Annotated in this window: 21 protein-coding genes; 1 reads left to right on the top strand and 20 read right to left on the bottom strand. The window is 44.0% G+C overall.

Going from position 1 to position 21362, the window contains the following annotated elements:
* Positions 1-17: 17 nt before the first annotated feature.
* The 15 genes from PQG66_RS15725 to PQG66_RS15655 all read right to left on the bottom strand — a co-directional run bounded on the left by PQG66_RS15725 (position 18) and on the right by PQG66_RS15655 (position 12750).
* Positions 18-3191 carry an IPT/TIG domain-containing protein gene (locus PQG66_RS15725; protein ID WP_272038667.1) on the bottom strand — a complete coding sequence of 1058 codons (3174 nt, stop codon included), beginning with the start codon at positions 3189-3191 and terminating at the stop codon, positions 18-20.
* A 14-nt stretch (positions 3192-3205) separates the two neighbouring features.
* Positions 3206-3544: a hypothetical protein gene (locus PQG66_RS15720; protein ID WP_272038666.1), complete on the bottom strand. Its 339-nt coding sequence runs from the start codon at positions 3542-3544 to the stop codon at positions 3206-3208.
* The gene (locus PQG66_RS15715; RefSeq protein WP_272038665.1) at positions 3528-3914 is read right to left on the bottom strand and encodes a flagellar export chaperone FliS; all 387 of its coding nucleotides are present in this window, start codon (positions 3912-3914) and stop codon (positions 3528-3530) included. The genes PQG66_RS15720 and PQG66_RS15715 overlap by 17 nt, the downstream gene beginning before the upstream one ends.
* Positions 3915-3972: 58 nt before the next feature.
* Entirely contained in the window at positions 3973-5472 is a 1500-nt protein-coding gene (gene fliD, locus PQG66_RS15710) for a flagellar filament capping protein FliD (RefSeq protein ID WP_272038664.1), read from the bottom strand.
* Between the two features lie 18 nt (positions 5473-5490).
* The gene (locus tag PQG66_RS15705; protein ID WP_272038663.1) at positions 5491-5823 is read right to left on the bottom strand and encodes a flagellar protein FlaG; all 333 of its coding nucleotides are present in this window, start codon (positions 5821-5823) and stop codon (positions 5491-5493) included.
* A 74-nt stretch (positions 5824-5897) separates the two neighbouring features.
* A complete protein-coding gene (locus PQG66_RS15700) occupies positions 5898-6716 on the bottom strand; it encodes a flagellin N-terminal helical domain-containing protein (protein WP_272038662.1) in 819 nt (272 codons plus the stop codon).
* Positions 6717-6884: 168 nt separating this feature from the next.
* Positions 6885-7124: a carbon storage regulator CsrA gene (gene csrA / locus PQG66_RS15695; RefSeq protein ID WP_272038661.1), complete on the bottom strand. Its 240-nt coding sequence runs from the start codon at positions 7122-7124 to the stop codon at positions 6885-6887.
* A 1-nt stretch (position 7125) separates the two neighbouring features.
* Positions 7126-7563: a flagellar assembly protein FliW gene (fliW, locus tag PQG66_RS15690; RefSeq protein WP_272038660.1), complete on the bottom strand. Its 438-nt coding sequence runs from the start codon at positions 7561-7563 to the stop codon at positions 7126-7128.
* Positions 7564-7657: 94 nt separating this feature from the next.
* The gene (locus PQG66_RS15685) at positions 7658-8230 is read right to left on the bottom strand and encodes a DUF6470 family protein (RefSeq protein WP_272038659.1); all 573 of its coding nucleotides are present in this window, start codon (positions 8228-8230) and stop codon (positions 7658-7660) included.
* 9 nt (positions 8231-8239) lie between these two features.
* A complete protein-coding gene (flgL, locus tag PQG66_RS15680; protein ID WP_272038658.1) occupies positions 8240-9133 on the bottom strand; it encodes a flagellar hook-associated protein FlgL in 894 nt (297 codons plus the stop codon).
* A gap of 12 nt (positions 9134-9145) precedes the next feature.
* Entirely contained in the window at positions 9146-10720 is a 1575-nt protein-coding gene (gene flgK, locus PQG66_RS15675) for a flagellar hook-associated protein FlgK (RefSeq protein ID WP_272038657.1), read from the bottom strand.
* 16 nt (positions 10721-10736) lie between these two features.
* Complete coding sequence (locus PQG66_RS15670; protein ID WP_272038656.1) at positions 10737-11237, bottom strand: flagellar protein FlgN; 501 nt, start codon at positions 11235-11237, stop codon at positions 10737-10739.
* Positions 11237-11530, bottom strand: coding sequence for a flagellar biosynthesis anti-sigma factor FlgM (flgM, locus tag PQG66_RS15665; protein WP_272038655.1), 294 nt, complete (start codon positions 11528-11530; stop codon positions 11237-11239). Before flgM ends, PQG66_RS15670 begins: the two co-directional genes overlap by 1 nt.
* A gap of 114 nt (positions 11531-11644) precedes the next feature.
* A complete protein-coding gene (locus tag PQG66_RS15660; protein ID WP_272038654.1) occupies positions 11645-12052 on the bottom strand; it encodes a TIGR03826 family flagellar region protein in 408 nt (135 codons plus the stop codon).
* A 212-nt stretch (positions 12053-12264) separates the two neighbouring features.
* The gene (locus tag PQG66_RS15655; RefSeq protein ID WP_272038653.1) at positions 12265-12750 is read right to left on the bottom strand and encodes a ComF family protein; all 486 of its coding nucleotides are present in this window, start codon (positions 12748-12750) and stop codon (positions 12265-12267) included.
* A gap of 11 nt (positions 12751-12761) precedes the next feature.
* Here PQG66_RS15655 and PQG66_RS15650 point away from each other — a divergent pair, with 11 nt between their 5' ends.
* Positions 12762-12950 carry a hypothetical protein gene (locus tag PQG66_RS15650; RefSeq protein WP_272038652.1) on the top strand — a complete coding sequence of 63 codons (189 nt, stop codon included), beginning with the start codon at positions 12762-12764 and terminating at the stop codon, positions 12948-12950.
* Positions 12951-13405: 455 nt separating this feature from the next.
* Here the strand turns inward: PQG66_RS15650 and PQG66_RS25330 are convergent, their stop codons facing one another.
* From PQG66_RS25330 to PQG66_RS15625, 5 genes are all read right to left on the bottom strand, one after another.
* Positions 13406-14659 carry a helicase-related protein gene (locus PQG66_RS25330; RefSeq protein ID WP_334220784.1) on the bottom strand — a complete coding sequence of 418 codons (1254 nt, stop codon included), beginning with the start codon at positions 14657-14659 and terminating at the stop codon, positions 13406-13408.
* Positions 14660-15998: 1339 nt separating this feature from the next.
* A complete protein-coding gene (locus PQG66_RS15640) occupies positions 15999-16391 on the bottom strand; it encodes a hypothetical protein (protein ID WP_272038650.1) in 393 nt (130 codons plus the stop codon).
* 219 nt (positions 16392-16610) lie between these two features.
* Complete coding sequence (locus PQG66_RS15635) at positions 16611-17333, bottom strand: response regulator transcription factor (RefSeq protein ID WP_272038649.1); 723 nt, start codon at positions 17331-17333, stop codon at positions 16611-16613.
* Between the two features lie 4 nt (positions 17334-17337).
* Positions 17338-18498, bottom strand: a complete 1161-nt coding sequence (locus PQG66_RS15630; RefSeq protein WP_272038648.1) for a sensor histidine kinase — start codon at positions 18496-18498, stop codon at positions 17338-17340.
* A 47-nt stretch (positions 18499-18545) separates the two neighbouring features.
* Positions 18546-21269 carry a stalk domain-containing protein gene (locus PQG66_RS15625; protein WP_272038647.1) on the bottom strand — a complete coding sequence of 908 codons (2724 nt, stop codon included), beginning with the start codon at positions 21267-21269 and terminating at the stop codon, positions 18546-18548.
* Between the last annotated feature and the right edge of the window lie 93 nt (positions 21270-21362).

Below are 21362 nucleotides of genomic sequence, written 5' to 3'. Positions count from 1 at the left end.
CAATTTTAACTTTATTATTATTTATACTCAAAGTTAAGTGTACCACTTTCCTGACCATCTGGATTAATAACTTTGATAGCTACCATACCAGGAGCATCAGCTTTCGGCATACGAACTCTTAATCTTGTATTAGATAGGAATGTTGCATCATAAATCACTCCACCAATATTTATCGTTGACCCAACTTGATAGTTCGAACCATCTAAATATAACAAGGTTCCTCCGCTAACGGGTCCACTCGCAGGAGAGAGGGATCTTAAAACAGGCGCAGGGACAGGAGGCGGAGCATCATAAGTAAATTGAGTTGTAGTTGATGTCCCAGAAGGGTTAGTAACGGTAACATCGACTGCCCCTGGTGTGATACCCTGTGGCGTTCTAAAACGCAGTCTTGAATTACTCAAATAATCATAGTTGATTGTTGAACCATTAAAAGTGATAGTAAGTCCACTTTCAAAATATTTTCCGTCAATGTACACTAATGTTCCACCTGCCAAAGGAGCATTGGACGGAGATAAACCTGTAATTTCAGGTTTAGCTTCTTCGTACGTGTATCCTTTAGGTAGTACAACTGACTTCCCATCCGGATTCGTTACTATAACATCAACCGATTCTGCAACCAAAGATGCCGGCACTCTGACACGTACACGGGTTTTGTCTACGTACGTATACAAGGGTGCTTCTTGAGAGCCTATAGTTACTTTCAAACCTGTTTGAAATTCATCACCTAAAATATCGACAATTCCTCCCCCTGATTTATTACCAGAGTTAGGAGTAATTGAAGTCAGCACAGGGTCAGGAAATACAGGCGGTGCATCATAAGTGAATGCAGCTGTTTTTAATGCTTCCTTGCCATCTGGATTAGTAACTTTAATATCGACAGGACCATGAACTGTGGTTGCTGGAACACGAATTCTAATTCTTTCTTTGCTTAAAAACTGGACATCCAAGGAGGTAGTTTGGTAACTCTCAATCCAATCCAACTTAACACCTGATTGAAAGTTCGAACCATCAATATAGACAAGAATCCCTCCTGTCATAGCACTGTTACCTGGTGTAACATTCGTAATCGTTGGAGCTGGTTCTTCTGGCTTCGGTTCAAATGTAAAAGCCTGAGTCTTAACTGCAGATTGTCCATCAGGGTTTGTTACCCTTACATCTACCGAAGCAGCCTCATTAGCTAAAGGTGTTCGTACTCGCAAACGTTTGTCTGAAAGTACCGTTGCTTCAATACCACTTGTACTACCGATATCAACTTTTGCTCCCTGAACAAAATTTGCTCCATCAATGTAAGTCAAAATACTTTGATCAACACGTGTTGTGTTAGGTGAAACTGTATCAATAACTGGTGCTGGGGGAGGAGGTGGAGCTATATAAGTGTACGCTTTAGAAAGTACCGCTTCCTTTCCATCAGCACTTACAACTTTGACATCAACTGTCTCTGGTTGATTCCAAGCAGGTGTCTTAATAATTACACTCTGTGTTGCTGTGGATCTGAGATTGCTCACAGGCACCTCAACAGAGTCGAAATACACTTTCATACCTGTTTTAAATTCTGTTCCCGTCAGAGTTACGTCTTGATTCCCAGTTGTTGGACCTTCAGCTGGTGTTATCCCCGTTAGAGTTATTTTAGGTGGTTCATCGTATGTGAAACCATCTTTAATAACAAGTGAAGTTCCATCTGGATTTTCCAGTGTCACATCAACTGTACCCCATTGCTGAGTTGCAGGAGTTCTCGCAATTAAATAGCCTTCATTATAGTAAGTCACAGAAGAAGTTTGATCTCCAAACTTGACTGTAATCCCAGGCATAAAATATTTACCGTAAATTTTAACTGAAGTTCCACCATCCACTGGTCCATTGTTCGGTGACATACTTGTAACTTCAGGGTCCACATAGTAACTAAATACACTTGTTGCTGATTGTTTGTCCGGGTTTACAACTTTAACTTCTACTTCTCCTTGTTTACCAAAAGGTGTAGTTAAAGTAATCTCTTTATCGTTAACTACAGTAGCTCCAGCAACAAATTGTCCAAATAAAAATACTTTAGCGCCGGGCAAGAAGTTCTCACCTTTAATAGTTACTGCTTCTCCCCCAGCAAGTGCACCCTTCTCAGGCGTCACGGAAGTAATTACTGGTGGTAAATACTTCACTTCAACGTTAGCCGATGGCATGTTTTGTGTTTTATTCGCTCCAGTGTAGTCCTTATATTTTATGGAAGATCCCGTTTTGGTAACAGGGAACGTACCATTTGTACCACCATCTTTTTGGCGGATTTTATACGTGAAAGAGAGGGTATCTTTTTTCAATTCTAAAAAATTCCACGTTAGGGTATTCCCAGAAACAACTGGTTTTGGTATATTATTATTATAAGAATCTGGAACAATTTCAAAATTATCAGGAACTATATCAGTAACCACCACATCATAAGCACTTGCTAACCCAATCTCTTTTACAATTGCAGCATAGATTTCAGAAAGACCGGTTGATCCAAGAACAAAATGATGGTGATGGGATGTAGTCGCCATGTCCTTCATAAGTTTGTTCGGACCACTGGTTTCTGGATTAACTCCTTGGTCAAGCAATGCGATTGTATAAAAGACGATACCGGCATTTTTGGCTTCTTCGGCCTTTTTAAGTGTGTACTGGTAAGCGTTAAGGCCATCTCCAGCTTGCGTAGCGTCTCCATCTGTTAGAAGTACGATAACTGGCTGTGCTTCCGGTCGATGATTCTCCAATAGTTCTCTTGCTTTATCAATCGCAGAAGCGGTACCTGTACCACCTCCCGAGAAAATCGTATCAATATAACTTTTGGCCGACTGCGCATTATTTGTTAGGGCCATACCGTTCCCTGGACCACTTTGATAATCAACGATCCCCACTTGGTGCTTGGACAAATCCATAAGATCGATAAATCCTTTGGCTGCCGCCTTAGCATTGTTCATCTTTTCTGTTCCCATACTGCCTGATTTATCGATGACCAAAATAACATCATTAGGCTTTACTACGTTAACAGGAGGGCTTCCCTGAATATTCAGTGTAACCTCCGTTTCCCCACCTACTAAAATACTTGAAGGATTAGCTGTTTTTGTTGCCGATACATAGTTAGTCGATGCTTGTGAAGAGAACGGGAAAGAACTGATTCCCAATAAAAATATTAATGTAATCACAAGCATTTTTTTAATTCTATTCATACGTTTCCTCCTGGTTAGTTTTTTTTGTCAAAAAAGTAAGACTCACTATATGATACCTGTTCATAACTTTTGGAGATAACTGGTGACATTTCGTGATTCTTTTGAATACGATTCATGCCTTTTTTCATTAGGGATTGGATGGAGTTATTTAATACGGAGAGCTCACTTAACAAGACAAGTTCCCTCGAATTATACGGTGTGTCAACCATAGATTGCAGCTTATCAAAGAGGAGGTCTATCTCCTCCTCCTTCAATAAATACCGCTTGGCATCCTGACTCTCCACGATCTCTTCATACATTTCTTTCAAAAGCTCCATTGTATGGTAGCGCTCCATATTAATTCCCTTTTCCACTTCTTGAAATTTGCACAGCTTGCTTCCATGTCTCCGCAAAACCCTTTGCAAATTCAATAACAGGATCTAACAGATCAGGCTGTTTTTTTATCACAAACTCATTCAGCTTTCCAAGATAAAACTGGTACAAATCACGCAAATCATTAGCAATCGCGTAGTCAAAGTTAAGAGTACCTAGCAACTCATACAAGATCGCTCTTGCTCCATCAATTCGCTCAGACATCTCAATATGCTGTTCTTTCTGCAAGTGCGATTTGGCCATATTCAATTTCCGATACAACTCTTCGTATAAAAGGAGGGTCAGATCACCAGGACTTGCTGTTTCCACCTTGGTTTTAAGATACTGCTGTTGATAATTTGATGCTATCATTGAAAATCTCTCCTTTTATACTAAAGTTGAATATAAGAATATAGCTCCCAGCAACATATTATTGACCTAATTGGGAAGTGAGCCAAGAACCTTTACTATTTAGCTTTTGCAAAGCCAATTCCATTGCAGTAAATTGTTTGTAATAGCGGTCTTCTGCAACTTTCATTCTCATCTTGAGAACATCCATTCTGCTGTTTAATCCACGAATCTGCTCCCCCAATTGACTACCATCTGCTGCATCGGAAATCCTTCCAGTACCAATACGTTTCATAACTTTGTTAATCTGCGTATTAAGGGTGCTGTATAACCTTTCAGCGATACCACTTTCTTTTTGATAATTTTTGTCTTTGGGGTCTAGAGTTGATGTTTTAGTGAAAAGGTTCATAACACCATCTGGATTACTTGCAATAGCGTCCTTAAGCTTAGTTTCATCCAGATCCAGCTTACCTAACTCTCCCGTTAGGCCTGGCACATATTTTTTGAAAGTTATACCTATATCGGATATTGTATCAATTCCTGTTTTCACACCATTACTTATGGTAGCTAAACCATCCACTTTATTCATTAATGCACTTCTCAACGAAGACAGAGCATCTGTTAAAATATCATCCCGATATAATAGTCCTGTTTTCGCCTTAGTTTCCCAAAGTTCCACTTGTTTTTCGCTCATGTTTTCTTTTTGTTCATCGGTTAACGGGAGATAACTACGAATTGGAACTGCTTTGGTTTTTTCGTTAACTTTATCAACTAGGGTATTATATTGGTCAACAAAACTTTTAATCTGATCTACAATATTCCCTGTATCTTTTGCAACAGTTACTGAAGTCGCATTAGTTGATACTCCTTTTAAATCAAAACGAACACCATTTAACTCAAATGCATTGTTGGCAAATGTCATCAGTTGCCCATTGACCTGAACAGAAGCATCTGAACCCTTTTGTGGATTTGCCATTGTTGCAAATCCCAGTTCTGTTGCCCCATTGCCCGTGATTAGTATTGTTGCACTTTCACCAGTAGCCGAAGTGCTCGCCACAAACCTTTTATTAATACTGTCGAAGCTCAGTGTTACTCCTACGTTAGCAGCATTAACTTGTTTAATAATAGAATCATAAGTGGTCGTTCCAGCAGTCATATTAACATCCACACTTTTACCATTGGCTCCTTCAATAGTAATAGTGCCATTAGCTGTTACTAAAGACTTAGTGCTGTCCACTGAAACAGTAGCACCTGTAACTAGTGCGCTTGATGCAAGCCTATCTACCTGTATCGCATAGCTCCCACTTGTCGCTGTTGAGGAAGCATTCGCAGTCACAACACTTGTATTACTGCTTGTAGCGCTTTGTTTATTAAACGTCGTAGAGAATCTCATTTTGTCAGCCAAACTTCGAATAGATGTTAACATCGTATTCATCTCACGGTACTCATCACGTTTCCAAGCGATCTTTTGTTTTTGTTGGGTAAGTTTATCAAGCGGGGCCCGTTCTACCTGCATTAACTGCTTAATAATCGTATCTGTATCTAATCCAGAAACCATACCGCTTAATTTAATATTGCTCACCTGTGTCCCCCCTTAGACTCATTTTCTTTCGTCCAAAAACAAACCAACCTGCTCACACAAATTTTGGACTAATTCAAGATACTTCTCTGGAGGTATTTCCCGTAATACTTCGTTCGTCTGAGTATCCATGACTTTCACTATCATTTGATTACTTTCTTTATTCACAGACCATCGCAATTGGGTGTCCATTCTTTGTAGAACTTTATTTCCATCCTCGATTAACTTATCCAGTTGCTGTTTACTAACGGATTCATCTTTGTCCGGTTGGACAGGATTTACTCCATTAGCTTGATTCACTATAGTCGTATCATTAGATCGAAGAGGGAATTCAGCGGATGATTCTACACGCATTCATTACAACCCCTTGTTCAAATATAGAAAAAACCGACCGGAAAATCCGGCCGGCTCCTGCGTTAAATAACTGATTAACGAAGCAACTGCAGAACGCCTTGCGGTTGTTGGTTCGCTTGAGCCAACATTGCAGTAGCAGCTTGTTGAAGAATATTTGTTTTGGTAGATTCGCTCATTTCTTTCGCCATATCTACATCACGGATACGAGATTCAGCTGCTTGCAAGTTCTCGGCAGTCGTTCCCAAGTTGTTGATAGTGTGCTCCAAACGGTTTTGGACAGCACCCAAATCAGAACGCATAGCAGAAACCACATTGATTGCGCTTTGAACCAACTCAAGGTTGGTTGCTGCAACACCATTAGTACCATCCAAAGCAGTCAAAGTATCAATACCCAGAGATGCACCATCAGCAGCTTGAAGTGTCAGAGTAATAGTGTCACCTTTGTTCGCTCCAACTTGGAATGTTACATCAGCTACTGTACCATTCAAGAGGCCTTTAGTGTTAAATTTAGTTTGAGTAGCAATCGAATCAATTTGAGCCGACAATTGACTGATTTCTGTCTGAATTTTTGCAGAATCCTCAGAAGTCAACACTTCGTTCGCTGCTTGAGTGTAAAGTTCGCCCATACGTTGCAGCATAGCGTGAGTTTCGTTCAATGCACCCTCAGCTGTTTGGATCAAAGAGATGCCGTCGAGAGCGTTTTTGTTTGCTTGCTCCAGACCACGGATTTGGTTACGCATTTTTTCAGAGATTGCCAGACCTGCAGCATCGTCAGCTGCACGGTTGATTCTGTAACCAGAAGACAATTTCTCCAGGGATTTGGATTGTGCATTGTTGTTAGCAGTCAGTTGACGCTGTGTGTTGTAAGAAGCGATGTTATGGTTAATACGCATGATAAAATTCCTCCTTGGAATGTGTTGGTGATTAGCATCCTTGCTTCACCCATGATTTGGTGCATTCATTCGTTTACGGCCGTCAAACTCTTGAATGCGTCCCATAATATATATATCGGACAATCCCACACAATGTTTATAGTTTATCTAAATATTTTTTAAAAATTTTCACCTTTTCTTGGAGATCGGAATTTGCTGAAGAAGTTGATCCACTTGGTCGTTTAACGGTGATGCTGCCATCTCATTTTGTTGTTGGATCGCTTTGTAAATTTCTTCCCTGTATATACTGATATGTGATGGGGCTTCAATCCCTATACGAACTTGATCTCCCGATACGTCTAAAATAGATATAACAATATCGTCATTGACTATGATTTTCTGTCCTTTGTTTCTGGAGAGTATCAGCATATTATTTAGCCTCCCGCTGCTCATTTAACAACGAATAGCGTGTTGAGTAATCCATATTTTCCAAAACGATCTGCATGGCTTTCTTGCTTTTTTTATTGATGACTATGGGCGCCTTCAAGTTAATAGAGATGTCTGTTGACGAACGCACCGTTGTAATCACTCTGATATCAACATCCTCTTGACTATGCAAATTCAACTTTTTTTGCCAGCGTTCATCAATGTTAAACTCATATTCAGCACAGAATAGAAAAGGGTCAGCTAATACAAAGGTTAGATTTGGATCTGTAATCGATTGAATATATTGAAATGGGCTTTCTTCTATCTGCGGGATCAGCACATATCGGGTCTCCTCTTGAAAACCTAAAATGGCACTTACAAATTCAATAACTGAGTCTTCTGCTACCTCTATTTCTCCAAATCTAACGGAATGGACTTTCATAACCTACCTCCTAAATATCTTTCAAAAGTGTATATTCAAAAAAAATAGCTATATTAAACATATCATGTTCATTATAGCTACCTTGCCATTCGATTTATACAACCTTATCTGTATGCGTACCGGTTGTACTAAATTGTATGAAATTTTTTTGTGTTACATAAGCACTTACACTTCCCGGAGTATATTCAATGATCGGCTTGTTGTACTCAGGATTAAACGTAACCCCTTTTCGAGTATATTGAATATCTGTAGTTCCTGGCGTATAAGTGATATCTACATTATCGTATCCCGCCGGTCCTCGTATTTCCATTGGCCTGTCTTTGTTAAAGTTTTGATATGCCAGATCAGCAAAAGCACTGCCTTTGTTCGTAATATCCATCATACGATCGCCAGCCTGGGCAATCTCGGCAATATTTTGCATCGATGAATTCATTGCATTCTGGGCTATACGATCAATCATCTCAATCGATTTACCCAGTGCAAGTGCAGACCATGCTTTACTCTGATCGACATCTAAGCTACCAGGTGTATATTTGATAACCAAATCGCCTTGTTGCTGGTGCATGCCCAGTTCTGCTTTGGGTTGTCTTATATCCCACTGACCTTCCACTTTATCCAAACCAATTTTACTGAAACCTTGTTGAATCAAAATACGTGGGAATTCCATATAATCACCCTATCTCAAGAAATCAAGTAAACTCGGGCGAATGATTCGGGCAATCGTATCCAGTGATGATTGATAAACACTTTCGGCTGTTTTTAACTCGGTAATGGCTTTTGCCATATCGGTATCTTCTACTTGGGATTGCAGTTCAAGATAACTAATCTGTAAACCTTCCAAGCGACTCATGCTAAAATCAAGCCTATTTTGCTTACCACCAATTTCTGCCTGAGCAGTTGTAATGTTTTGCAGCGAGTTTTGCAACGCCTGAATGGAATTTTGAATTCCATTGGTATCATCGGTGGTCAAAGCCTTCTTAAAATCATCAACTACCTTGAATAACCCATCCGCAGCCCCAAACTGACCAAATACCGAGTCTCCAATCATATTAACAGGAATAGTAATACCTGCTCCGATTTGATAGCTCACTACTCCCGTATCTAGCTGGTATGTAGTGTTTGCAGGGTCTTCAGGGTAGGGCTTTTGATCCGTACGCTGTCCGTTAAAGATGTACTTATTTTTGAATTGAGAATTCCCGAGTGAAACCAATTGATCATACAATTGATCAACCTCTTGCATGACGTTGATTCGGGCGTCTTCTGGCACAGTGTCCGTACCCGCCTGTACAGCTAACTCGGATAAACGTTGCACAATACTCGTGGTTTCCGTCAATACAGAGTCCGTAAACTTCATCCAGGAATCAGCATCTTCTACGTTCTCGGCAAACTGTACCGTGAATGATACCTCTTGACGATAGTTAAGGGCACTCGATACGCCCACAGGATTGTCTGAAGGGCGGTTCAACTGTTTCTGAGTTAATAGCTGTTCCTGATATTTATCCATTCTTTTATAGTTGTTTTGCAGGTTATGCATCATCCCGCTACTCATCATGGATTGGGTGATCCGCATCTAATTCATCTCCTATCTTCCGACAACACCTGTGCCGTTAATTAATTTATCAAGCATCTCATCTACCGTAGTAATAACACGAGCAGAAGCATTGTATGCTTGTTGGAATTTAATAAGATTGGACATTTCTTCATCCATGGACACACTGCTTACCGATAAGCGCAAGTTACTTGCGTGATTGGTGAGCAATGTTCCGTTCTCGACCATCTTATTAGCCAAATCAGCTTCAGTACCCAACTGGGCAACTACGGATTGCAGGTATCCACCAAAAGTAGCCTGATCGGATATGGCACCGTTATTATTCAAAGGGTTAAAGCTGAATTTTTTCTCGGAGAGTCCTGCGATCAAAAGTGCCAAGTCCCCATTCCCTTGAAGTACTTTCTCTGTTGTAGTACCATCCGGGTTCAATACATTTTCCGTACGCATGGCAGCAGCAATATTCGCAGCATCTTTGATGATAGCGGAGTTAACACGAATGTTAGCCGCTGTAATTGTGCCTGTGCCATCAGAAGTTACGAAGAAATCCTGCCCCGTACTTACAGGTGTACCCAGTGTATATCCAAGCTTATGCAAACCATTTAATCCTTCAACGGTATATGCTGCATCTTGTGCCAGCTTTCGAGGATTCGTGGGATCCATTACAGCATTGGGAATGGTTACACCTGGTGGCAATATGGAGCCTGCCGGTAAAGTAATTTCAACTTTCCCCTTAGCCAACGTATTAGCCATCAGATCCAATTGCCTTGTGTACTCAGCCACGTGGGTATCCCGGGAAATAATATTTCCTAAGATAGCTCCCTGTGTCAATCCACCCACGTTAGCTAAGTCAAAAGGCGCTGATTGCAAGTCATTAACAACTTGAACTCCACCAAAACTTAGTTGATACGTATCATTTGTCTCTGTTACCTGAATATTCCCCAGTTTGGATAATTGATCCACCAGCAAATCACGCTTATCTCTCAAATCATTAGCATTGTCACCCATACCCTCAATACGCTTGATGGATTGTGTTAGTACAGATACTTGGCCAATATAATTATTAGCTTCCGCAATCTGTGAATTGACCCGGTCCGTCAAATTCGTACTTAATGTACTCAGTTGCGAGGCCATGTGATTAAAGGTTTCCGTAAGTGCAATCGCTTTTTGCTGAACAACCGTGCGAGCAGAAAGATCTGTACTACTCGGATTTTTACTAAGCAACTGCCAAGAATTCCAAAACTCTGATATTGTAGTAGCGATACTTTCTTCGGAGGGTTCATTAATAATGCCCTCAATTTTGCTGAGATTCTCTTGTCTAGTCTGCCAGGTTGACAGAGAAGAGTTCTGATTACGATATTCGATATCCATAAGTAGATCACGGACACGCTGAATGCTTTCTACCTCAGCTCCTGTGCCCAGTTGACTCGGATTCATGGATTTATTCAAACCTGGATATTCAATAGGTATTGAAGCTGTTAGTTTCGCAACTTGTCTTGAATAACCCTCAGTGTTAGCGTTGGTAACGTTATGTCCCGTTGTACTAAGAGCCGTCTGCTGAGCTACGATCCCTCTTTTACCGATTTCCAAATTATGAAATGTGGATCTCATCTATTTTCCTCACCTTCTAAGCTCTCGTATCGAAGTAATTCCGATTGGGCATATCCAGCTTCTGCTTGGATGGGTCATGATAGATCATATGATCTTCAGGCTGATTGACAATCAAGTTCATGGAGTAATCAATAAAGGTAAGTGACTGTTCAATCAAATCTTTGTTAACCGCATTGAGTTCTTTCAATTGTATTAAACGATCATGTAACTTCGTCTGCAGAGCAACCAACTGGTTTTTTTCTTCGAGATCGAAGATAAGACGTGTTATCTCAGTAATCGTCAGATTCAGTTGAGAGCGTATACCTTTCTCTTGTAGAAAACTATAAACTCCATTTATGCGTCCTTCATCCGCAATAGCCACTTTTTTGACCAACTGCATTTCTTTAGACACGCATTGAGTGATGACACTAATATTGTTGGACATAATGGCCTGTTTTTTCTCTTCACCTACATTAATCAGCTGCTCATGTAGCTCTACCAATTGTTCCATTGCTTGAGTTACCTGTAAGAGGCTCATTAAACATCTCCTGACGAATTAGATGACTTAAAATAAGGTAACAATTTATCAGCAAGCTTACTGCTATCCACTTGATAAGTCCCTGCACTTACTTGACTTTTCAGTTCCTGAATGCGTTGTATACGCTCTGGATCTTGTGTACGTTCTTGCTCTTGGAGCATTTTGATCGCCTCCGGAGATATAGATACCTCATCCTTACGGCGGTTTTTTTTCAATTCTGCCTGATTTCCGGATTCAACATTCCGCTGGTATGAGTTGATGGCTCCGATCCGTCCGGTTTCGTTAATTTTCATAACGATCATTCCACCTTCCTTGAAGATTAAGTAAAAAACCGATAATCTTTAATAAGTTTATCGGTAGGGTCTAAAACATTTGTTATAGCTTTAACCGTTTTTAAGGCTTGGTAACTAGAAATCTCGGAGTTTGTCGACGGCATTATAGGCGCGTCCTCCTAATTGATCATTCTCCTTCTGTCCTACTTCACGAGCCGCACCTGCTAAATCTTTCGTTAATCTACTTCGGCACGAATCACACATATGGCCTTCCCGGATCAGCGTTCCACACACTTCGCAAGGATACATCATATTCGGGGCATTCTCAATCGAGATACGTCCCTCCCGAATGAATTTGGTGATCTGTTTAATAGAGACTTCCGTTACATCAGATAATTCCTGTATATTTGTACCCTTATGTTCCCGTAAATAATCTACGCAGGTCTGGTATTCTAATTCGATTTCCTTCATGCAGTTCGAACATACATTTCGAAAATTCACAGCATATAACTTACCACAGCGAGGACAATTACCCAAATTCATCGCTATAACGCCCCTCTCAAGCTTCTACTAATTTCACTTTACTTTATATCGTCTTTTGAAGTCCACTTTTTTATATATACTATGTTACAAGAAAATCTGCGTCAATGCGCAACATTAATCATATCAGAATATAACTATTTTAAAGCTCTAGCGTCTAATAACGTTGTTTCATAAACTTTTATAAAATAACTCATTGTGGAATGTGATTTTAATTATGATCTAGCCAACGTCAGCGTATAGATTTCTACCGAAATGCTGATAGAACGTGCCACTTCCAAGATAACCTGTCCACAAGCGTCCAAGGTACTGCCTGTTGTATAGATATCATCAATCAACAATATCTGTATAGGTTCAATACCCCTGTATAGCTCTTCGATGATGTACAGGCCATCTGATTGGATGGAAAAAGCATTTTTCATCGTTTCAATCCGTTCACTACGTGATTTAAAGCTTTGTTTCGTCGTATTGATCTGGCGCTGCAACAGATCAACGATAGGTAGACGGCAAGCGGTGGCAAGTCCTGCTGCCAGCCGCTCGGCCTGATTGAAGCCGCGCTCGGCCAGACGCTCACCACTAACCGGAACATAAGTGATCGCGTCAGGCCGCCACTGCGGCTTCTTTGGACCTGATAGCGACGAAGGACGATGGGTCGCTGCTCGGTAATGAAACCGCGAAATAGCGGGCGTATGGTTATCCATGGGCTGGGTGGATGAGTGAACGTGCGCATCCACAGTGGTATGGGCATCGAGTGCGTGCAGTGACGCACTCGGGACTGGTAGGCAGGCGTATGCGCTGGCTGACGTGTGCAGATGAGGTGGGTGGACGAAGCCATCCACCGACTTATGAGCAGGGGTGGCGGAATGAGCCACGAGAGCTTGGGTTTCTTTTGCCAAAGTAGCATTCATTTCTTCAATCATTGCTTGAAAGGCTCGAATCAGAAGCGCGGTTAAGAGCGGCGCGTAGCGTTCATGTCCCCTGAATTTGTACATTCCAATCCATTCCTTCATTAAAGCGTTATACTGTACGGCGCTACGATTGCAGAGATAAGAACGGTTTTGCATATGTGTACGAGCACAGTCCGGACACCCGACACCCCGACCACAGCGCAGGCAGCGGATGGAACGAATCCATGGTATCTGTTCTACACAACGTGAACATATACCGGGATACAGTGTGGATAAGACCGCTCGGGTGCCACACGTCAGACAATTCGCCCCCGGTGGGCCCAGCAGTTGGTGAAGGTACCGGGTCATGTGCTGTACATGATTGGCCATGTTACTAAGCCAGTTAAACATGGGTGTGTAAACCTCCTGTTCTGCTTAATATAGAATATGATGGTAGAGCAGATGACATTTATGATTGGGATGACCGATGAAGGTAGCCTTTGCGACGAGCGATGGTATTCATTTTCCTGATCTGTGCAACAGCCTTCACCTGAGAACGTGTCCGGCGAGATGATGCAAAAACAACTCTGCCTGCCGGATCGTCTATAGAACGTCCAGCCCTACCCGCCATCTGTACCAGTGATGCCTCATCAAAAAGTCCGTTGTCTGCATCCAAAATAAACACATCGCTACGCGGGATCGTCACCCCGCGCTCCAAAATGGTGGTGGTCACAAGTAGGCGAATGGAGCGTTCACGAAACGCAATGACTTTGGCTGCTCGCTCCGTGTCCTGTGATGAGGTTCCCTCAACGGTGATCTCTGGGAAAGTCCGGCGCATCAAATCAACAAAGGCTTCAATCTGAGCGATGCGTGTGACAAACACAAACACCTGGGCATTGCGCTGTAATGATTCTTGAATCCTTCTCACGATGGGGGCCGGAAGCTGCTTGCGTCTAATACACTGTGCCACGGTAGGCATCTTGATCAAACGTGGTACAGGCAGCGGATACCGATGGAAGCGAACAGGCACTCTCGCATGAGCAAGCTTGCCTTGCGCAGCTTCTCGCTGTAAACGTGCTGGCGGTGTAGCGGACAAATAAATAAAATGGCCGTTCGGCTTGCAGCACGATGCAGCGGCGTGAGCCAGCATGGGATCGTTATGGTATGGAAAGGCATCAATTTCATCGATAATCACCAGATCGAATCCTTGGTAAAAACGCATGAGCTGGTGTGTGGTCGCTAAGGTGAGCTGAGCGTATTTCCAGCGCTCGTCACTGCCCCCATAAAGCGTAGCAAGAGAGGTATCCGGGAAGGCTTTCGCTAGGCGCGGAGCAAGTTCAAGTACAACATCCCTGCGCGGTGTAGCGACAAGTGCTCGTCCTCCGTGATCAAGTGTGTGCTGGATCAGCGGAAATATCATTTCGGTCTTGCCGGCCCCGGTCACGGCCCAGAGCAAGAATCGCCCCGGCCCACCGCCTGCGTGCGGCCGGGCCAAAAACGCGAGAGCCGCGGCGGCTGCCGCGCTCTGCGCTGCGCTTAGTCCCCACCGGGCGAGCCCGCTTCCGGTGGGGACCAGGGCCGTGCCACGCAGTGCTTCGCCGCGTGCGGGCACGGCCCCTTGCGCTGCACTGCGTAGCAGCAGCGCACAAGCACGGCTGCGCCCTAGCGCGAGGCATGCCTCGCAGTAGGCGCACGCCGCTAGCCCGCAGGCAGCGCAGGGCACGCGCTGCCTGGCTTCGCTGCCACAGCGGTGGCAGCGGGGCGCGCTTCGCGCGCGGCCAAGCCACGCGAGCCGATGGCGCGTGGCAGGCCCTTCGAGGGCGGCTGTGATCTGCAGCCGCCCTCGCAAGCACGCGAGCTGCGCAGCCGCGCGCCAGCCCCCTGGCGGCATGGCAGGCTCCGCCGCCAGCAGCGCCTCGACCTCGGCCGCCAGTAGTTGGCGGCCGCGCATTCGCTCAGCCAGCAGAGCTGCGCACTGCTCCAGCTGAGCCCAATGCTCGGCGGGATACGCTTGGGGCATCCCGCCAATCGTAACTGCCTGTGCAGCAACAGTCTCATGCTCAATCTTGATTTTTTTCTCTAATTTCCCACCAGCCCTCTTCTCTGTCCGTTTCTCTAGTCTTTTCTCATTTTCTTTCTCTGTCAGATTATCTGTCCTTATCCCCTTTTGCCCGTTTCCTCTCCCCATCTCACTTTCACCCCAACGCTTGACACCCTCCTGTTCGTTCCTTGCCTCTGTCTCACCCGACGCCTCATTATAGAAATCTAGCTTAGTACCGAAATATCTCTGCCATTCCTCAATTCGCCACTGATTCATAGCACGAACTGACAAGAACTGATCCACTAACCACGAAGCTTGACTCAAAGGAAGCTGCATACTTAATACCAGCCACTGGCTCACACGCTGTCCGCTTACGTGTTCTAGCCACCACACTACATCTACTTGAATGTCGAGAGAAATCTCCATCCTCCACGCCGCACCGATCCGGCAAACATACAACGCAACCTGCAACTGAATCCCTCCTGCCCTGTTCCTATTCAGAAATGCAAAAAAAGCACATGCTAACCGGCGTTTTCACCGGAGCATGTGCTTCATGTCCATTCTTTGATTCACAACTATTGTACTACCCAAAGTATACCCATGATTTCACTTCACAACAAGATTAATTCTTCATAAATCTTCTTTTTCTCCAAAACGGATTATCTATAAATCCTTAGACACATCGTCATCCCGAGTTCCTTGAACCAATATTAATCTTTATATCAACACTATAATTATCCTTTGAAGAATGTATAGACAATCTGTCCGCTACTCATTTTTAAGTTACTCTCAGATAGCTTACTTGCCTACTCTCTTAAACACTTTGAATTTATCCTTCAAATCAGCGGAACTTTTTCCAGTTTCCTCAGTCTATAATTCTAAGTTAAGATTCCTGAGTTCAAAATGCTTGCACCAGCATCATCCTAAGCGAGAAACTTAGTCTCTAACTGTGGATTGCAATAAAACCCATATGCAACTTAAAGGCAAATTTGGCTACAATTACAAAAAAAGACTACAGCATTCAGCTGTAATCTTTCTCATCACTGGACTTGCGCAGATCAATCAGGCGATAGCTGTTATTCGTCTGCACGGCATGATCAAGTTCTGCCGGCGTCGTTCTCAGATAAGACAGCTCCAAGCCTTGCCTTTGCATCATCTTTTCGATAATCGTAATCGTTTCTGACTCTTGGTGTTCGGTGACCACTGTTAATGTAAAGCTCTTACCACGATATAATAACTCCAAATAAAGTGCTCGAATTATACCCTCAATCCGTCCTGCCTGATTAGAAGGAATGAGCAGAATCTGCTCGAAGCCTCTGGACTCCGGGCGGGAAGTATGGCGCTGGTGCATAACATGAACGGCCATTGCCGCCAGGAAGTATATAAGCAGAATCATAGTCAAATGAGCAACCATGGCAACTGCACCTCCTCGGAAGGTCATGCTCACCCATGGCGAACATCCCTGTATACAGCAGTATATGCTGCGTATTCCGAAGGGTTACAACCAGCTGGCCCCTACTTAAGCCAATGTTTCAACACAACTCCGCACTTTTATTATTTACAGTGATAAAGGATATCAACCCGCAAACCAATCCATATATGCGGAAAGGATGCGAGTAAATACGAATCGCTACTATAGCGTAACCCAGCCGTATTTGATGGAATTGATAACAGCCTGTGTACGGTCATCCACTTCCATCTTCTGCAGGATACTGCTGACATGGTTTTTAACTGTTTTTTCACTGATGAACAAAAATTCACCGATCATCTTGTTGCTTTTACCCTCAGCCATCAAACGCAATACCTCGGCTTCACGTCGTGTCAGCGGGTTATTATCGCCGGCTACAAATTTGACGCCAGCTTCCTTCGAAGCACTCTCACTCATCGCGCCTGTCTCGTTAAGATACGTCATACGACGAAGCTGCATGATCAATTTGCCTGTTACTTTTGGATGGATAAATGCATGCCCCTCATGGACAGAACGAATCGCGTTAATCAGAGACTCAGCTTCCATATCCTTCAGCAAATATCCGTTTGCGCCTTTACGTAGCGTTTCAAATACATAGCTTTCATCATCATGGATAGACAAAATAATAACTTTCACATCGGGAAACAGCTCGCGCAGTTTCTCCGTAGCTTCTACGCCATTCTCTACTGGCATGTTAATGTCCATCAGTACGATATCCGGTTTATCCTGGTTACAGAATTCGAGAACCTGAATCCCATCGCCACATTCCCCGATGACCTCAATATCGTCCTCCATATTTAAAATGCGTTTCAACCCTTCTCGGAATAGCTGATGATCATCAGCTAGAAGGACTTTTATTGATGTTTTTCCAGTATCACGGTTTTCCATCCTACTACTCCTTTCCCTTATCCACGTTTGTCGGGATATGAATAACTATTTTGGTTCCCTGATTCTCTGCGGATTCAATCTCCATTCTTCCTTCTAACAGCTCAACCCGTTCTCTCATCCCGATCAGACCGAAGTGATTATGATCCTTGCTTTTCTTCGCAAGAAGCTCCGGTTTGAACCCAAGCCCATTGTCCTGAACCACAATTTTGACGAGCTGAGCCTGGTATGTAATTTCTACTACAACATACGTGGGATAAGCATGCTTGGCAGCATTAGACAGACCTTCCTGCACGAGACGATAGATCGCAGCCTCCATTGCAGAAGAGAGACGATGTTCTTTGCCCCTAGTTTCAAAAAGCGACCGGATTTTTGTTTTTACTTCAAAATCCTGCACATACTTCCGAAGCGTTGGAATCAATCCCAGATCATCTAGTGCCATAGGACGCAGATTGAAAATAACTTTTCTCATTTCTTCAAGACTTGAACGAACCTGCCCTTTCAAGTCTACTATTTCGGCTTGGACCATCTTGAAATCCTGCTTCACGAGCATTCTTTCTACAATTTCCGTCCTAAGCACTAGATTGGCAAGCATCTGCGCAGGCCCATCGTGAATCTCGCGGGCAATGCGTTTTCGCTCTTCCTCCTGGGCCAAAATTATTTTCAAACCAATCATTTGTCGATTCTTGGCAGACTCGATAATCCGAGTCACCTGACCTAGTTCACCTGACAAATATTCTAGCACAACGCCCATCTGCGAACCAATAGTCTCAGCACGCTCGACAGAAGCCTCCACATTTTTGGCACGTTTCTGCAGATCATCCCGGCGGGCCTTCAAATACATTTCCTTCTCCCGATAAATCATAAGATCCAGTTGCAGTTGTGTCGCTTTCTCATATGCCTGTTTGATATCATGCTCCGAATAACGGACAAAGTCGCGGCTCACTTCTGTGAGCCGGATTCGGGAACGGCGGTAATTCAGTTCCAATTGATCTACTTTCTCGATCGTTTCCGCCGCTTCCTTCAGCACCGACTTCAACTCCTCGTTGAGCGTCTTCAGCTCTTCCCGAGTGGAGTCCATGATTTCGAACATTTGATATTTGCTGTTTTCCATGACTTGTATGGCGTTTTTTATGACGCGGTCTATGGCATCGGCTTGTAAATCCACGTTTGTTCGACTCCATTTCTATCGTTTCCGGTATATATCATACCATATCACGATGAGATGGTAACGGTCTTCGTGTTCTGTTCCCATTTTACAGTCAGCCCAAGTTGCTCGGAAACGAGTCTTATAGGGACTAAAGTCCTACCCCCACTTACGTAAGGTGCAACTGTTGCGCTCTGTCTTTTACCATTCAGAACAAATTCTTTCTGACCTACCACCAGATCGATCAGCTTGCTACCGCGAATCACGGTAATTCTCTGATTTTTGCTGTCCCACTTCGCCTGTCCGCCAAAGACATCCAGTACATGTTTGATGGGAATATACGTTGTTCCATTTTTAATGACCGGTGCTGCATCAATCGTCTTACTCTTACCATTTACTGTTATCGACTTTTTCCCAAGCACGAGTGAAGCTGTACCTGTAGGCAACCCAACTTCACTGGATTTGGAAGGCATTGTGAAGGCGATGTTGTCAAAAGCAACCTTCCCCGTCATCGCACGCTCATCTTGTCCCTCTTCCACGTTAACTACATACACACGCTTCAGTTTGGCCGGATAAGCGATGTTCAGACCATTCAGATCCACATTTATCTTCTTCCATCCGCTCCAGTCAATAGCTTTGGCAAGATCTGCATATACCGTTTTACCTTTGGCATCCGTGAATTCTCCCCGCAGCCAGTTCAAGCTTTTGTCACCCATCACATCCATAGACATTGAGGTTGCAGCCGCAGATACGTCTTTGCCCGTTGAACCGTTCAGTTGAGCATAGGCGTACATTTTACCAGTTCCCCCGGTCATATCATAACTGAGTTCCAGTACCTTGGAACCAGCTTTTTCACCCGAACCTGCTACAACTGCCGCAGAGCCTGTTACGCCTGCTGCATTCGTCGTGAAGTTAATCGGATAGTTCACATTCTCAAAATTCTCCCAGATGGTTTCGCTTGCTGCCGCAGAAAGTACAACAACGGTGCTAAAACCGTCGTAACGGCCGATTGCATAACCAACCTTCGCTCCTTCATCGACAGATGATACTGTCAACTGGTCACCTTTCACTTTCCCTTTGAATCCGATAAATTCCCATGTTAGAGAATCTGCTGGTACGGTCACACTTTGTCCATCTTTCGTTGTTGCAGTTACCGGAATCGACACAGTTGTACCCGCCTGGAGTGAACCCAGGCCGGAACCTGCAGTCAAAGAGGCGAGACTACTACCGCCAAGGACCGTAACTTTAATCGAAGAGGAAGCTCCATTACTCGTCGCCGTCAATGTTGCTGTACCTGGTTTCACACCTTTAACCGTTCCGTTAGTAACACTGACAATTCCGTTATTGCTTGACTTCCAGGTCAAAGGAATATTTCCCGTAGCAATCGGGTTGTAGTAGGTGTCATATCCTTTAGCTGAATATTTGCCTTCCTGACCTGCAAGCAACGTTTGGCTACCGCTTACCTTAAACCCTTTCAGTTTGCCTTCAGGAGCTGTCGAGAACACACCGAGTGCATTGACGACCTGACGTTGTTCCGTGCCATACTCGGTATTAAATGTCAGACTTGCCGACTGTTCCGCTAGCGGGCGCGTAACCATCGTGGTTGATCCGCCACCGTCCAGATTCATACCTTTCCATACCCCTACACTTGCCATGAACGACTGCAACTCGGTCAGCGACATCCCACTGCTGTTACTGTTCTTCTCCGCTGCAATAATGTACACATAACGTCCATCCTGAGAATATCCTACTGCTGTTCGGGCACGAACACCTCCGATGCCGGAAGAAGCAATGTTACGCGAAAAGGACGCTGCTTTACCTCCATTCACCAGAATGGTATGTCCCCCAATCATCATCTGCAGACTTTTCGGGTCAACAGCCTGTCCCGTCGTTTTGGCGACCAGCTTGTAATCTGCTTCCACTGTCTGTCCAACAGACAGATGGCTCATGATCCAAGTTGCCGCTGTCCCATGTGCACGCAGGATGTAGCCATCTTCTGGCACAGTCATATTTAGTGCTTTTTTATCCGATATTTGTGTAATCACGCCATTCTGTACGAGTACCTCCGTCGGTGTGGTAGAAGGATCGTTCGGACGTTTCGGTGAAGTCCAAGCAGATGTATAAATATACATAGAGTTGGCATGACTGTACGGACCAGAACCCGTTTCAACCGTATAGTCCTCCTTATTCATCCCACGCAGAGCAAACGTTGAACCATCCTCTGCTTTCACTGTCCCATTAAACGAATATTCGTCAATCATAGGCTTGCCATCTTTCGTTACAGTGAGAGCATACATGCCCTTTAGTTCGGACGGCGTGGATACCAATACACCGTTAGAGACTTGGCCTCCAATCGGTGACAGTTCCCCAGACACATTAAAGTAATCCCCATTCACCGCTGCAACTGCACCGTTCTCTTTCGCCATACCGCTAGTGCTTTGTTTGCTGTTTAATTTATTGCCTTTACCCGTCATCACGTCCAGTTTCACGTGCGGATTTTGCAGATCCACCTGTACAACATCTGCGAGCACGTTCACCTTCGACCCTGAACGTGTCGTCGTATATCTGTATTTCATCAGCTTCGCGCCTGAAGTTAAAATTTCTTCACTCAGCTTGGTTGTATTCGTTGACGCTGCAGCTGCTACAGATTGCCAGGAAGTACCCGACCACATTTGTCCACCTGCACTCATTACTGGCGCAATCCATATCACCCCTGCCAGTGTTACAATTGCCCATTTCTTGGCCGTGCCGTTCTTAACGTCTTCCAGCTGTTTCCTTTGTTTCCCCAGCATGTTCGAAACGTCTCTCCCATCTTGTATATCAATCTTAGACATCGCACCTATACTACCAAGTAGCAGTAGATATATCGATCTCTAGTATACTCT

It is taken from the genome of Paenibacillus sp. JJ-100, from assembly GCF_948329825.1.
Taxonomy (GTDB): Bacteria; Bacillota; Bacilli; order Paenibacillales; family Paenibacillaceae; genus Paenibacillus.
The sequence above is the reverse complement of the archived record's forward strand: the minus strand, read 5'-3'. Positions and strand labels throughout refer to the sequence as shown.

Excerpts from the sequence above, each read along its gene's own strand:
- PQG66_RS15725 (WP_272038667.1), bottom strand. The coding sequence starts at position 3,191 with ATGAATAGAATTAAAAAAATGCTTGTGATTACATTAATATTTTTATTG.
- PQG66_RS15715 (WP_272038665.1), bottom strand. The coding sequence starts at position 3,914 with ATGATAGCATCAAATTATCAACAGCAGTATCTTAAAACCAAGGTGGAA.
- PQG66_RS15705 (WP_272038663.1), bottom strand. The coding sequence starts at position 5,823 with ATGCGTGTAGAATCATCCGCTGAATTCCCTCTTCGATCTAATGATACG.
- PQG66_RS15700 (WP_272038662.1), bottom strand. The coding sequence starts at position 6,716 with ATGCGTATTAACCATAACATCGCTTCTTACAACACACAGCGTCAACTG.
- csrA (WP_272038661.1), bottom strand. The coding sequence starts at position 7,124 with ATGCTGATACTCTCCAGAAACAAAGGACAGAAAATCATAGTCAATGAC.
- fliW (WP_272038660.1), bottom strand. The coding sequence starts at position 7,563 with ATGAAAGTCCATTCCGTTAGATTTGGAGAAATAGAGGTAGCAGAAGAC.
- PQG66_RS15685 (WP_272038659.1), bottom strand. The coding sequence starts at position 8,230 with ATGGAATTCCCACGTATTTTGATTCAACAAGGTTTCAGTAAAATTGGT.
- flgL (WP_272038658.1), bottom strand. The coding sequence starts at position 9,133 with ATGCGGATCACCCAATCCATGATGAGTAGCGGGATGATGCATAACCTG.
- flgK (WP_272038657.1), bottom strand. The coding sequence starts at position 10,720 with ATGAGATCCACATTTCATAATTTGGAAATCGGTAAAAGAGGGATCGTA.
- PQG66_RS15670 (WP_272038656.1), bottom strand. The coding sequence starts at position 11,237 with ATGAGCCTCTTACAGGTAACTCAAGCAATGGAACAATTGGTAGAGCTA.
- flgM (WP_272038655.1), bottom strand. The coding sequence starts at position 11,530 with ATGAAAATTAACGAAACCGGACGGATCGGAGCCATCAACTCATACCAG.
- PQG66_RS15660 (WP_272038654.1), bottom strand. The coding sequence starts at position 12,052 with ATGAATTTGGGTAATTGTCCTCGCTGTGGTAAGTTATATGCTGTGAAT.
- PQG66_RS15655 (WP_272038653.1), bottom strand. The coding sequence starts at position 12,750 with ATGGATAACCATACGCCCGCTATTTCGCGGTTTCATTACCGAGCAGCG.
- PQG66_RS15650 (WP_272038652.1), top strand. The coding sequence starts at position 12,762 with ATGAGTGAACGTGCGCATCCACAGTGGTATGGGCATCGAGTGCGTGCA.
- PQG66_RS15640 (WP_272038650.1), bottom strand. The coding sequence starts at position 16,391 with ATGGTTGCTCATTTGACTATGATTCTGCTTATATACTTCCTGGCGGCA.
- PQG66_RS15635 (WP_272038649.1), bottom strand. The coding sequence starts at position 17,333 with ATGGAAAACCGTGATACTGGAAAAACATCAATAAAAGTCCTTCTAGCT.
- PQG66_RS15625 (WP_272038647.1), bottom strand. The coding sequence starts at position 21,269 with ATGCTGGGGAAACAAAGGAAACAGCTGGAAGACGTTAAGAACGGCACG.